This is a genomic window from Nitrosomonas sp. Nm51 (genome assembly GCF_900111165.1).
Taxonomy (GTDB): Bacteria; Pseudomonadota; Gammaproteobacteria; order Burkholderiales; family Nitrosomonadaceae; genus Nitrosomonas.
This window is the reverse complement of sequence record NZ_FOGH01000006.1, coordinates 88,672-102,881: the sequence shown is the minus strand read 5'-3', so window position 1 is coordinate 102,881 and position 14,210 is coordinate 88,672. Positions and strand designations below refer to the sequence as shown.

Here is a 14,210-nt window from a genome sequence, read left to right as displayed (position 1 = left end):
CAAAATATCGCTACCGCAAGCATCAAACCCAAACCTATCTTGTAGTACTTAGAGTCATACCACAATGACATGTCGTAGTCAGCACTCGCCGCACCGCTCGTTCCCATCGTTGTCGCCATCTTTATTCCTCCTTACTTACTTGTTAATTAATACTACCTTCTCTTGTCCTTAATACTAATTAATTAGTACCGCTATTTTTACAACAGCTCCAGCGCCTTCTCAAAACGCCCAACCGCTGCGTCCCACAGGCTAGTCGACCTTACACCATAAAGTCAAGTCATTTGTCATAAAATCTCCACTACAACCGTGGGGACTCTGGGTATACTAATTATTTATTCCTTTTTTAACAAGGTCGTTCAGTGCTTGATTAACAGATCATCGAACAACAATTTAGTGACGGACATTACAAAATAAAGAGAAAAAGTCGCCAATACAGATTTCGCAAGATTGAAAGCCAATCCAAATAGGATGCATACTTTACTTGTTCCAAAAAAGCTGCTTATGCCTGAAAAATTACAGCCAACAATACGTAATCCATTTGTTACTGGCACCAGATCTCACGAAACAATGCTTCATCGAAACCAATCGTTGCGCGCGCTCCATCGGTGATGAGCGGCCGTTTGATCAAACGGCCATTTCCGGACAGAAGCACAAAAATTTCTTGATCAGCTAATACGGGCAACCTCTCTTTAATTTTTAGCTCGCGATATTGCACCCCGCTGGTATTAAAAAGCTTCTTTAGCGGCAACTTCGCAAGTTTAGCAATTGCGGCTATCTCTTCTAAAGCTGGCGGACTCTCAGTAATATCAATGAATTCGAAAGCAATATTCTCCTGCTGCAAAAATTTCTCCGCTTTACAGCAGGTATCGCATTTTTTATAACCGTAAAATTTGAGCATCTTTTTCTAATCGGAACATCTGTGCTGAAAACAATCCGACATCTTACGCTGCGCAGCGTTTTGTTGTCATTTTTCAAGAAATCTTTCTTAAACAGACATCAACTACGGAAAATTTTATTCAGCTGGCTCACATATAATCAGAGACTTGTTTGGTTTGAATACGACGACGCATACGGCATTATGATTCGCCCTTTGGCCACTCCTTGGTCGCTTGACCAGGTATTCGTTTTAGTAGATCTGATACAGCGACTTTCACCCCAAGTCTATAAAAATTTTTCTGTTTTAATGTACAAAGCTTTCTACTATCATAGCAGACTGGTGCAGTCGTCAATTACTCAGAATTTGAAGCTTGAAGATCAAACAATTCTTAAGCAAATGGTCGTTTGCATTTGAAAAGCAGCATTAATTTCAAAACGACTTACTTCTTTGATAAGACAAATTCGTTTCAATTTGCGTTGTACTATAATGACGACCACAGTCATATCAGTTTATCGCCTGTATAAAAGTTAAGCATGAATGAATGAATCAATCACAATTTGTAGCCATGAGCACCGCCGAAATTAAGCAATACATGCAATCCGTCGGTCAACAAGCACGCGCAGCTTCACGATTGGTTGCGAAAGCCGAAACCATCGCCAAAAACCGCGCACTGACTGCGATGGCTGATGCAATCAGGCGCAATGAACAGATACTGCTGACAGCCAATGACAAAGATGTGAAAAACGCAAGATCGAAAGGACTAGACATTGCCATGATCGACCGTTTAACCCTGTCACAGAAAGGTATTACAAATATGATTGAGGGCTTGCTGCAAATTGCTGCGCTGGACGACCCGATTGGTGAAATCTCGGGCATGAGTTATCGTCCATCCGGCATTCAGGTTGGCAAAATGCGTGTACCTCTCGGGGTAATCGGGATTATTTATGAGGCGCGTCCCAATGTCACCGCAGATGCCGCAGCGCTTTGTCTCAAGGCCGGTAATGCTGCGATCCTGCGCGGCGGTTCGGAAGCCAGTCACAGCAATCAGGCGATTGCAGCATGCGTGCGGGAAGGGCTTACGGCGGCTGGCTTACCTGAAACTGCAGTGCAAGTCATTGAAACGACTGACCGGACAGCAGTCGGCGAACTGATTACAATGCAAAATTATATTGATGTAATTGTGCCGCGCGGCGGCAAGAGCTTGATCGAACGCATTTCCAATGAAGCACGCGTGCCGGTGATCAAACATCTGGACGGTGTCTGTCACGTCTATATTGATGATCAAGCGGATTTCGACAAGGCGGTCAGGATTGCTGATAATGCCAAGACGCAACGTTACGGCACGTGCAATACCATGGAAACCCTACTGATAAATTCAGGTATAGCGCAAAGAATTATGCCCGTGCTCGGCAAAATCTATATGGAAAAAGGTGTTGAGTTGCGTGGCGATGAAGATGCCCGCGCCATCATTGCGCAAATGAATCCTGCTACTGAAGAAGACTGGCCGACAGAATATCTCGCACCGATCTTAAATATACGCATCGTAGAAGATCTGGATCAGGCTATTGATCATATCAATCATTACGGTTCACAACATACCGATGCAATTGTTACTGAAAATTATTCGCGCGCGCGTCGCTTTCTGCGCGAAGTAGATTCCAGTTCGGTCATGGTCAATACCACGACGCGCTTTGCGGATGGTTTTGAGTACGGCCTCGGTGCCGAAATTGGTATTTCCACCGATAAAATCCATGCACGCGGCCCTGTCGGGCTAGAGGGTTTGACCAGCCAAAAATATATCGTGCTTGGCGATGGGCAGATCAGGCAATAACGATTGCGATATCGTAAAGGCTTCTTGTTAATCCATACAGAATTGATGTTATGAGCCAGGAAATTGAAATAAAGATTCCTGATATCGGTGATTTCAGCGATGTAGCAGTAATTGAAGTGCTGGTATCTTCAGGCGACAGAGTGGAAAAAGAAACTTCACTCATTACGCTGGAAACTGACAAGGCAACCATAGAAGTGCCGTCGCCTCAGGCCGGTGTGATTAATTCAGTCTCAGTCAAGGTCGGCGACAGGGTGTCCAAAGGTTCGCTCATTGCGACACTGAATATTGCTGAGCAGGCAATAGCGCCCGAGTCCAAAAAATCAACAGAAAGCGAAAAAAAAACAACGAACACAGATAAGCAGGAACATGCACCTGAACCGCCATTGCCATCCAACGCAGCAAATAGATCAAAGCAAACCCAGTCTCAGACAGACTTTCCCAGAGGCGATCTGAACGCAGAGGTTGTTGTGCTTGGAGCCGGGCCGGGCGGATATACTGCTGCTTTTCGGGCTGCCGACCTGGGTAAGAAAGTCATTCTGATCGAGCGTTATTCCACATTGGGTGGCGTTTGCCTGAACGTCGGCTGCATTCCATCTAAAGCATTATTACATGCTGCAAAAATCATCACCGATACAGAAGAAGCCAAAAATCACGGCATCGCATTTAGCAAACCTAAAATTTCACTTGAGAAACTGAGGGCATGGAAGGAATCGGCCATCGAAAAATTAACCACGGGATTACATGCACTGGCAAAGCAACGCAAGGTGGAAATACTGCATGGCACCGGTCAGTTTACGTCCCCGCACATGCTTCAGGTGGAAACCGGAAAAGGCACAAAAACCGTTTCGTTCGACAGCTGCATTATCGCCGCCGGTTCAAGTGTGACACGCTTACCAGGGCTGCCATACGATGATCCACGTATTATTGATTCCACCGGCGCGCTCAAGCTCGAAAAAATACCCAAACATCTGCTGGTTATTGGCGGCGGTATTATCGGCCTTGAAATGGCTACAGTTTACTCAGCGCTGGGCAGCAAGATCAGTATTGTGGAATCTATGGACCAACTAATTCCGGCTGCCGATGCTGACTTGATCAAACCGTTGTACAGACGGCTCAAGAAACAATATGAAGCAATTTATCTGAAAACCCGCATTATCAAAATTGATCCCAAAAAATCAGCCCTGACGGTCAGTTTTGAAGGTGAAAATGCACCCGGCCCGCAAACTTATGACTGTATTTTGATCGCCGCAGGTCGTCACCCAAACGGTTTTAGCATTGGCGCAGATCGCATCGATGTACAGATAGACCAAAAAGGTTTCATTCAGGTCGACAAACAATTACGCACCAATTTCTCACACATTTTTGCCATTGGCGACATTACCGGCAATCCCATGCTTGCCCATAAAGCCGCTTATGAAGGCAAGCTTGCAGCTGAAATCATTGCCGGACATAACATCGCATTTGATGCACGCGCAATTCCATCAGTTGCCTACACTGATCCTGAGATCGCCTGGATGGGTCTGACGGAACGGGAAGCCAGACAGCAAGGTATAGACTATGAAAAAGCCAGCTTCCCATGGGCAGCCAGTGGCCGGGCTATCTCCATGATGCGCGATGAAGGCCTGACACAGTTGATTCTGGATAAAAAATCACGTCAAATTCTCGGTGCCGGGATTGTCGGAATCAATGCAGGAGAATTGATCGCGGAAACCGTGCTTGCGCTTGAAATGGGCGCTGACATGAAAGACATCGGACTGACCATTCATCCACACCCAACGCTGTCTGAAACCGTTCTTTTTGCAGCTGAAATGGCTGAAGGCACGATTACCGATTTATTCGCACCTAAAAACAAATGAATCTTACGGCAATCAATCAGTTAATCAAATTTGATTGACTGATTGAGATTACACTGGCTTTGTGTTGAGACACCTGTTATATTCAAATATATCAATGGGCGCAGTTTGAAGAATGTATATTTATCGACCATAGATGTATTGCAAACATTCATTCTGCGCTATCTACAAAACATACAACAATCATAAGATTATTTATGGTAAATTGCATATGACGCCAAATAAAAAATACGTCATCGCCTGTCTGCTGGTTTCATTATTGTATGGCATGGGCTTTAATGTAGGTGCCACGCATATTTCAAAACCCGTTCTTATTGAACCGAAAACTCAGTATTTGGTCGGAGAAAAGGTCGTGATTAACGGATGGGTGGACTACAATGCACAGCCCACAGCTGATGTCCTGCTGAATTTTCGTGTAACGGCTGGAAAAGGTACGTTAATTGCCGAGAACTCCTATTCCAGCGACAAGCAGGGTCATTTTCAATTTGAGCTGGACACCAGAAATCTGCAACCGGGCACATACACAATCACAATTACTTCCCATTGCCTGGAAATACACCGCGATATATGCTCCTACAATGATGAAACATTGACTTTCGATCTAGATAATCCTTATTAGCACTGGCGGTCAGTAGTTTGCCCGTTTTTTCAAAAAGGCAATTGAAGATCCGCGTGATCACCGGTAAAATCACATCGCTAATCCGGTTTTCTGCTAGCGTGGTCTGCACGAATATTTCGTCATTTATTCAATCACAGGCTCCTAAATTTATGCTGTTTCACACCAGAAAAAAGCCAATTTTATCCAAATCAATACCACTTCTTTACCCAATTGTCTGTTTAACCGTTTTTACGGGTTGTCAGACAACTGATCCTCAATCTTCAAACAACAATTCACCTGACCAGATACTTTTTTCAAGACAAAACAATTTAAAGGAACGTTTGTTTGAGTTAAACAGACGTGAAGATGCCCTGATTGCGCGCGAAGCAGCCATTAGTGCAAGAGAAAGCGAACTGGTCACCTTGTTTTCTGAATTACTAGAAGAAAAAAAACAGTTAGAGAGCCAACAGATACAACTTGAGAATCAAATCAATACTGCTTCCCGCACAAACAGTTTGCCTGCTTCCGCCCCCCTCTCCAGAACTGCAGCAAAAAAACCGCAAAATCCATCTAATAAGTCATCAGCTTCGCAAAATAAGCGAGCCCAGGATGACATCACGATTTTAGGTGGCCTGGAGTATATTTATCTTGAACCTCCCGGAATTAGCCTGAGCGCCCGGATTGATACCGGTGCACAGACTTCGTCTTTGAATGCGCTCGATATGGTCGAATTTGAACGCGATGGGAAACCTTATATAAAATTTAATATTATTGACCCGGAAACAAATGAAAAAATTGAAATCACCCGCCGGGTTCGCGGACATACCAAAATCAAGAAGCACAAAACGGAATCACAACGCCGCCCTATTGTTCAGCTGCGTGTAAAGCTTGGAAAACTTGATGAACAAATCAGTTTCACATTGATTGATCGCAGTAAATTCGAACAACAGGCGTTAATCGGCAGAAACTTTTTGCGTGATCTCGCCGTAGTTGACGTCAGCAAGGAATTCACCAAACCCAAAACAACCCGCGATAACCAGCAATAATGCAAGCCCAGGCAAGACTGTATTCCGCCGTTTTACTGATTTTTTTTATTGGTATCGGACTGATTTTATATAAACATTTGGCGCTCGGATTCCCGTTAATGCCCGATGACAAAAAATTTGTCTGGACAATTGAGGCAAAAATTGATTTCGAGGCTCATGGTGACCCTGTAATCATATCTCTCGCACTGCCGCCTAAAGAACCGCGCCTGACTTTTATGGAAGAAGATTTTGCGTCATCCGATTACGGTTTCAGCGAATTAACGACGGACAACGAGCGCCGCGGTCAGTGGAGCAAACGATCAGCCCAAGGCGCGCAAACGGCTTATTACCGCTTGAGTGTTTACGAAAATGACAAAATCGTCGAAAATCCGCCGGTCGATACGCCCGCTCCACCCAAAAAACCGGAGTTGGACGAAGTGTTCATGACCGCTTCGATGACATTGCTCGAACAAGTACGCGCCCGGTCTGCAAACGCGACAATTTTTACGCGCGAATTGATACAGACGCTGAACTCGAAATCGCCCAATCAGAATCAACGCTTGTTGCGCAATGATAAGGCCGGCGAAGATTATAAAACCAACCTGATTCTTGATTTGCTCGCACTCGAAGGCATCAGTGCGCGCGTGGTCCGCGGTTTATTTCTCGAAGATGGGCGAAGACGGCAGTCGCTAACTAATTTTGTTGAAATCCACGACGGCAAACAGTGGATCCTATTTAACCAGGATACCGGAAAAAGCGGCAAACCGAAAAATTTTCTGATCTGGCAGCGCGGCGGACAGTCATTACTTGATGTTGTTGGCGGCAAAAACTCCCAGGTTTCTTTTTCAATTATTAAGAATACACACTCCACCAGAAATCTCGTTGTCAACAGCAGTCAGAATAAACAGGCGGCAATCATAGACTTCTCAATCTACAGCCTGCCCATTGAACAGCAAACCGCCTTTAAAATGATTCTCCTGCTACCAATCGGCGCACTGGTCGTCGTCATCATGCGTATCCTTATTGGCATTCGTACTTCCGGAACCTTTATGCCCATTTTGATTGCGCTGGCTTTGATCCAAACCACACTGATCACGGGTATTGTTATCTTTCTTACCGTCGTTGGCACAGGACTGATGATTCGATCATATTTATCGCGTCTGAATTTATTACTTGTCGCGCGAATATCGGCGGTCATCATCGTTGTGATTACCATCATTGCAAGCATCAGTATCATCAGCCACAAATTGGGACTGAGTCAGGCACTTACGGTAACCTTTTTTCCGATGGTTATTCTTGCCTGGACGATTGAACGCATGTCCGTGCTTTGGGAAGAAGACGGGCCCAGAGAGGTATTGATTCAGGGCGCAGGCAGTCTGCTGACCGCGATCATCGCCTACCTGTTCATGACGAATCGAACCGTAGAATACCTGACATTCAATTTTCCTGAGCTGATGCTGGTCAATCTGGCACTGATTTTGATTTTAGGTCAATATACCGGTTATCGCTTAACCGAACTATATCGTTTTCACTCTATGGGCAAGCGTCATGATGCTGTTGACAAGCGCTAAACGGCTCAAAAACATGGGCATTATCGGCATGAATCAGCGAAACTTCGGCCTGGTTTCACGCTACAATCCGCGGCACCTCTATCCATTGGTTGACGACAAATTAAAGACGAAACAACTTGCGCAGAAAGCCGGTATTACAGTACCCAAGCTGCTTGGCACCTTGCACTATCAACATGATGTCAGGCAGCTTAAAGACATATTGAGTTCTTATCAGCAATTCGTCATCAAGCCTGTCAAGGGCAGCGGCGGCAAAGGCATACTGGTTATTACCGAACAGGATCATAACCTTTACTACAAACCGAGCGGTGATACGGTCAGACTCACTCATATCAAGCGCCATGTATCAAATATTTTGAGTGGATTGCATAGTCTTGGCGGCAAACCAGACTCAGTTATGATCGAATCATTGATTCAGATCGACCCGGTTTTTGCCAATTACAGCTATGAAGGCATTCCGGATCTGCGTGTCATCGTTCTGAAGGGATATCCCATCATGGCGATGCTGAGACTGGCCACCCACGCTTCAGACGGCAGGGCCAATTTACATCAAGGTGCTGTAGGCGTCGGTATCGATATCGGTACGGGAGAAGCGCTTCATGCCGTGCAATATGGCGATCCCGTTTACTACCATCCGGATACCCGCAAGCCTTTTCATGATTTAACAGTACCGCACTGGGACAAACTGCTGGTGCTGGCCGCCGCCTGTTATGAAATAACCGGCCTCGGTTACCTGGGCGTTGATATTGTGCTCGACAGAGACCAAGGGCCTATGATTATCGAACTGAACGCACGTCCGGGACTGTCAATACAGGTTGCCAATTTTGCCGGACTGGCGCCACGAGTTGAGGCCGTTGAAGCGCTGATACAGGTCGATCCGGATCCCCGGGCGCGCGTCGAATTCAGCAAAAAAAACTTTGCGGCAGTGCGCAACTTATTTCGTCCGCGCAGAAGAATCAGTCAAGCCGGGATACGGCCCGCTGCTACCCTTACCCCGAATTAGACGCGCTTACACTGGACTTATCCGGCTCGGTGTTCGCATCTACACATTCTTCTATCTGTCCGACGGCAGGTTCATCCGCAGAACCCCGGTCCGTCAGCTCACTTTTGAAACTAAAACCGACTGTGACTGTATGCACTACTTTACTCAGTGTCGAACGCGCTGCGTTCATACCTGCACCTAAATCAAAGAGCGTTCTGAAAGACACGGACTTATTGCATATTGCTGTTGTCATCTTGATCACATCCACCGTTCCATCAGCATAGACAGTATCCAGCAAAGCCCGCGGCGGCGAAAAATCAAGCGGATCGACAACCGCACGTACGGCAATAAAAGGCAGATTCATGTGCGCGGCGAATTCAGCAACGGTCGCCGATTCCATATCAGCGGCGCAAGCACCTGTCACTTCCGCAAGTTTTAATTTTTCCTGTCGTGATGACAACGGGCTTTGCGTATCCGCCAGGGTACCCCCAGTGACAGTCAGATATGAAGGCAGCATCTCCGCCACACGCTCGCGCCATCTATGGGTTACTGACAGTTTTTTGTCCTTGCAGTAAATGGCTTCGGGCAATATCAGATCACCTGGAATCAATTTGTCATCCAGTGCTGCTGCCACGCCAAAACTGATTAATGCATCTACCCCATATTCATGCAGTATTTGCGATGCTTTCAGCGCGCCGGCACCGCCCATACCTCCCAGGCAAAGTCGTGTTCCAGGAGCTATTCTGACAATGTCAAAAAGCGCAAAACGCCGCTTCATTAAGCAGCGGGCTTCAGATTTCAATGCGGACACGATGCCCACGATGTTTTCGCTCATGCTTTATCACGTTTAGTCAAAGTGCGATAACGGCCCAGTGCCCACAACGGAAAGTATTTGGAATATCCATGATATTTTAAATAAAAAACCCGGGGGAAACCCGGCGCCGTGAACCAAGGGTCTTCCCACAACCCGTCAGAAGCCTGTTTGCGCAGCAAATAATCCACACCCGAGCGCACAGACTGGCTGTTAACTTCACCTGCAACCATCAGGCCGAGTATAGCCCAGGCAGTCTGGAATGCGGTGCTGGTCTCAAACTGGCCTGCCTGTTGCGTATCAAAGTAAGAATAATTCGTTTCACCCCAGCCGCCATCCTCACGCTGAATCGATTTTAGCCAGTGTGCCGCACGCCGGATAGACATATGATTTACATCCAGCCCGATCAGTCTCAATGCTTCCAGCACCGACCATGTACCATAGATATAATTCGTTCCCCAACGGCCAAACCAAGCGCCGTTAGCTTCCTGCTCGTTTAATAGAAATTCAATTCCGCGCTGAACGGCTTTCTGATGGCGCGCATCGTTATACAGACTGAGCGAACCAACACAACGGGCTGTCACATCGCTGGTTGGCGGATCAATCAGAGCACCATGATCCGCAAACGGTATCTCGTTAAGATAATGACAGGTATTATCCACATCGAAAGCAGCAAAACCGCCATTGCTGGATTGCATCCCCGCCAGCCAGTCAGCAGCGCGGGCGACTGGCTGTTCATAGGCATCTTGCAGATCCTCCCGGGCTTGCATTTGCGCCTGCACCAAAGCCCAGACAACGGCCGCGGTATCATCCAGATCAGGATAGTGCGGGTTGGCGTACTGAAATGCCCAGCCGCCACCTAGCAAAGTTGGACACTTATCACGCCAATCTCCTGGCTCATCCAATACCTGTTTTGTTAACAGCCAGTCCATCGCCGCCCGCACAGGTTTCTGATCTGCGTTGAGGTCTTCCTGTAACGCCAGTCCGCTTAAGACTGTATCCCATACCGGCGACGTACAAGGCTGGCACCATGCCTGTTTATCCTCAACAATCAGTAAACCCTGCAGCGCCTTGAGGCATTGCACGCGATCGGGATGATCTTCCGAATAGCCCAGCAGCGCCAACGCCTCATAAGCATTGACCATCGCTGGAAAAATAGCGCCTATTCCGCAATCACCGTTTAATCGCTCCACCGTCCATTGTTCGGCACGGCGTATCGAGTAACGGCGCATAAACTCGGGCAAACGCTGTTCGAACCTGGATAATATGCGTTCAACCCACATAAAAAAGCGCTTCAAACGTGTATCGGCTTTAGGAAAGTAGTTTTTTTCCTGTTCGGGTGGCACCGTAAACAACTCACGGATATCCACTTGGCGCGGATTTGCGGCTTTTGCTTTTAAGGTGCACAGAATGGATAATGGCACCATAACGGTTCGAGACCAGTACGAGATTTTGCTCAGATGAAACGGAAACCATCTTGGCAACAGAATCAGTTCTGTTGGAACCACAGGTACACCTCGCCAGGGAATTTGCTGGTACATGGCTAGCAGTAAGCGCGTAAACACATTGGAACGGGCAGCACCACCACATTTGAGAACAGCTTCGCGCGCAAGCACCATGTGCGGTTCATCAGGCGAATCTCCCGCCAGTTTTAACGCATAATAAGATTTTACGGTGCAGCTGATATCGAAACCGCCGCCGTAAAACAATGGCCAGCCGCCATGCACCTTATCCTGCTTCGACCTGATAAAGCGAGCCATTTTCTGTTCAAGCTGTACGTCCACTTCATCCATGAAATGCATCATCAGGATATATTCCGCAGGTATTGTGCAATCCGCCTCAAGCGGAAAACACCAATGACCGTCCTGATTCTGCATGGCCAGCAAGGCCGCACGCGCTTTATTGTACTGATTCTCAAGCGCCGTTCTGTCCACTTCATCGACCCTGGCCGAATCCATTTGTGTCTGGTTCATTGCTATGCGTTCTTGCGTCCCGTTCATAAAATGTCCAATGTTAAATAATCAAACCAGCTTTATCGTATCAAATAACTTATTCACTCAGACCATTACCGTCCGCTTTCTGTTGAACGGCATCCTGGAGATGATTGGTCTTGGAAGAATCATTGTCGATAATCTGTTTTTCAGGTTTAATGTGAAACGGATTATCCTGAAATGGTTCGTCGTCATAAAGATTCAAGGGTGGATTACCATCATAAACCAAAAATTCACGCTGCTGCAGCGATGCTTCTCTGACAAATAAATAGGGATCAAGCGCCGCTTGATCGCGTATTCGCATCGGCCCTGCCAGGCGCGCTCGTTTATCGATCGCCCCAAGAACAGTCAATGGCGCGAAAACACCTGCTCCAGCTACAGCGCCGACATAAAAAAGTACATTGGTAAACATCGATACCGGCACGCTCGCCACATCCCGCTCGCTGCTCGGTCCCAAAATCGGGATAAACAAATAAGACCCCGGTTCAAAACCCCATACCCCCAATGTCTGACCGAAATCCTCGTTATGCTTTTCCAAGCCCATATGTGTAGCCATATCAAACAGGCCGAATAAACCAACTGTCGAATTGATTGCAAAACGCAAGCCATCCGCAAGCCCCTGTTTGATCTTGCCCTGCAAAAAAGCATTTAAAACAACGTTCGGATACGACACATTGTCGTAGAAATTTCCAATCGACCGCTGTGCCGCATTTGGTACGTATCCTACATAGGCGTCCACCACCGGTTCAAATAAAACACGGTCCACTTTGTCGGTAAAGTCATAGGAAACACGGTTGATATCTTCATGCGGATCGACCGGATCAATCTCTGCGTCATCTTTTTTGGACAATGAAGCGCAGCCTTGCAGAATCACAATCAGGAATACCCAAACTAACACTTTCTGCAATTTGTTTGCTTTCTTCTCATTCATCAAAATCAAAGTAAGGAGTCGTTCATAAATAACTGTAACAATTGGGCGCGTCTGGCGGGCACACTGCGGCGTTGTTCGCCGCCGCCATAGCTTGTGTTATGACTCATCCTCCCGCCTTGCATTGCATCCCGCCAGACGCGCCCAATTGTCACACTTATTTATTCGCGGCTCCCAAGGCCAGAAATTCCACCCAATGCCTCATAAAACCCAATCACGATGCAAAAACATGCAATTTTATATGAGACGCTTATACCGTGTCTCGCACATTTAACATGCAGCCCGGCTAGCAGACGGCTGAAAAACTTCTCCGTGTTACAGCTTCGGCGACAGAACTAGTACTCTATCCATATGCTATTGCCGGGTTCAGTGCGCTTGTCCGCGTATATGACAAGGCGTACCTGAGGCAATGGTCGTTCTATTGTCAAAAGATACAACGCAGCCTATGGATACTGACAAGCCACCCACACGTTACCGTGATGTCCTGCAGTCGCGTTACACTGCTTGAAAAGGGAATAACCCTTTCCTGCCCACTGCGCCTTGCTGCAAAGCAGCACGGTAACGCTGTACATGGCAATATCAAGTTGAAAGAGTATTAGACTCAAACTACTTTTGTATTTTGCACAAGTTTGGCTTTTCAGCTGTTTTTCCATGTAGCGGCTGCTTCGATAATGTTTTGCAGCAGCCCGCTAAACACGTTGTTGCATTGGCAAACGCCGCGTGATCAGCCCTTCGCCGCTCAGCCATTCTATTTCATCGGCCAGCGCCTGATACACCGAATTTTGTGGCAATCCCAGTTCCTGAATCGCTTTTTCACTGTCAAAATACAACGGATAACGCGCCAATCGCACACCTGTCAGCGGCGCTCTCGGCTGACGCCGCGTTACATAATCAGCAAGAAACTCAGAAATCGCACCCGCCACCAGAGCCGTCCAGTACGGGATGCGTATTTTCGGCATTGCAAGACCGGTAATATCTTCAATCATACGCAGAAATCCACTCAGCATTATATTTTCATTGCCCAGTATATATCGGTCGCCACACCGGCCATGTTCGGCCGCAAGTATATGGCCGGCGGCAACATCACGCACGTCAATCAGGTTAAAACCACACTCAAGATATGCCGGCGGCCGCGCATTAATAAAATCGAGGATCATACGCGTCGGCGGAGTAATTTTCCGGTCACCCGGTCCGATCGGCAGCGCGGGTGCAACAATGACAACCGGCATGCCGTCCTCAGCCGCTTTAATAGCGGCCTGCTCTGCAAAAAATTTTGAACGGCTGTAAGGTCCTGGCAGATTATGGACGGCTTTCCTGGCCCCTATACCGGCTTCAGCTTCCAGTCGCGATTTACCCGCAAAAATTGATTCAGTAGACGTATGTACAATAACCTCAAGATCACACTTTGCGGCCTCCTGCAGCACCGTACAGGTGCCTTCATAATTGATACGCTTGAAATCATTTTTATCATGCGCCCACAGATTTGGATTGGCCGCCAGATGATAGACCCTTTGTACGTCTTTCAACGCTTTTCTGACAATCTTTGCATCGCACACAGAGCCACGAATCGTCTCTACATTGGATGGCAGTGGTACATCGGGCAACTCCAGTACTCTGACAGTCTCTCCATGTTCAAGCAATTGCTGAACCAAATGTAAACCAATAAAACCACCCCCGCCGGTTACCAATGAGCGCCGAATACTCACACGCTCTCCTGTTTTCGCAGCATAAAAATTCTTTTTTAAT

The 14,210-nt window shown here is 47.2% G+C and carries 12 protein-coding genes; 6 read left to right on the top strand and 6 right to left on the bottom strand.

Annotated elements, in window-relative coordinates; all coding sequences use genetic code 11:
- Positions 1-541: 541 nt before the first annotated feature.
- On the bottom strand, positions 542-898 hold the full coding sequence (locus BMY60_RS04215) for a Spx/MgsR family RNA polymerase-binding regulatory protein (RefSeq protein ID WP_090331474.1): 357 nt from the start codon (positions 896-898) through the stop codon (positions 542-544).
- 544 nt (positions 899-1,442) lie between these two features.
- Here BMY60_RS04215 and BMY60_RS04205 point away from each other — a divergent pair.
- The 6 genes from BMY60_RS04205 (at position 1,443) to BMY60_RS04180 (ending at position 8,755) form a co-directional block, all read left to right on the top strand.
- Positions 1,443-2,708, top strand: coding sequence for a glutamate-5-semialdehyde dehydrogenase (locus tag BMY60_RS04205; RefSeq protein ID WP_090331496.1), 1,266 nt, complete (start codon positions 1,443-1,445; stop codon positions 2,706-2,708).
- A 50-nt stretch (positions 2,709-2,758) separates the two neighbouring features.
- Entirely contained in the window at positions 2,759-4,564 is a 1,806-nt protein-coding gene (gene lpdA, locus BMY60_RS04200) for a dihydrolipoyl dehydrogenase (RefSeq protein WP_090331470.1), read from the top strand.
- Positions 4,565-4,772: 208 nt separating this feature from the next.
- The gene (locus BMY60_RS04195) at positions 4,773-5,180 is read left to right on the top strand and encodes a hypothetical protein (protein WP_090331494.1); all 408 of its coding nucleotides are present in this window, start codon (positions 4,773-4,775) and stop codon (positions 5,178-5,180) included.
- Positions 5,181-5,500: 320 nt separating this feature from the next.
- Positions 5,501-6,205, top strand: a complete 705-nt coding sequence (locus BMY60_RS04190) for an ATP-dependent zinc protease family protein (RefSeq protein WP_177166575.1) — start codon at positions 5,501-5,503, stop codon at positions 6,203-6,205.
- The gene (locus tag BMY60_RS04185) at positions 6,205-7,755 is read left to right on the top strand and encodes an inactive transglutaminase family protein (RefSeq protein WP_090331466.1); all 1,551 of its coding nucleotides are present in this window, start codon (positions 6,205-6,207) and stop codon (positions 7,753-7,755) included. Before BMY60_RS04190 ends, BMY60_RS04185 begins: the two co-directional genes overlap by 1 nt.
- Positions 7,733-8,755 (top strand): alpha-L-glutamate ligase-like protein, encoded by a 1,023-nt coding sequence (locus BMY60_RS04180; RefSeq protein ID WP_256250679.1) that lies wholly within the window; start codon positions 7,733-7,735, stop codon positions 8,753-8,755. Before BMY60_RS04185 ends, BMY60_RS04180 begins: the two co-directional genes overlap by 23 nt.
- Here the strand turns inward: BMY60_RS04180 and BMY60_RS04175 are convergent.
- The 5 genes from BMY60_RS04175 to BMY60_RS04155 form a co-directional block, all read right to left on the bottom strand.
- A complete protein-coding gene (locus tag BMY60_RS04175) occupies positions 8,742-9,569 on the bottom strand; it encodes a phosphorylase family protein (protein WP_090331462.1) in 828 nt (275 codons plus the stop codon). The genes BMY60_RS04180 and BMY60_RS04175 overlap by 14 nt on opposite strands.
- Positions 9,566-11,545 (bottom strand): squalene--hopene cyclase, encoded by a 1,980-nt coding sequence (gene shc, locus BMY60_RS04170; protein WP_256250677.1) that lies wholly within the window; start codon positions 11,543-11,545, stop codon positions 9,566-9,568. Before shc ends, BMY60_RS04175 begins: the two co-directional genes overlap by 4 nt.
- Before the next feature lie 49 nt (positions 11,546-11,594).
- The gene (locus tag BMY60_RS04165; RefSeq protein ID WP_090331490.1) at positions 11,595-12,467 is read right to left on the bottom strand and encodes an MlaA family lipoprotein; all 873 of its coding nucleotides are present in this window, start codon (positions 12,465-12,467) and stop codon (positions 11,595-11,597) included.
- 440 nt (positions 12,468-12,907) lie between these two features.
- Complete coding sequence (locus BMY60_RS04160; protein ID WP_090331460.1) at positions 12,908-13,117, bottom strand: hypothetical protein; 210 nt, start codon at positions 13,115-13,117, stop codon at positions 12,908-12,910.
- 36 nt (positions 13,118-13,153) lie between these two features.
- Positions 13,154-14,170: an NAD-dependent epimerase/dehydratase family protein gene (locus BMY60_RS04155; RefSeq protein ID WP_090331458.1), complete on the bottom strand. Its 1,017-nt coding sequence runs from the start codon at positions 14,168-14,170 to the stop codon at positions 13,154-13,156.
- Positions 14,171-14,210: the final 40 nt, after the last annotated feature.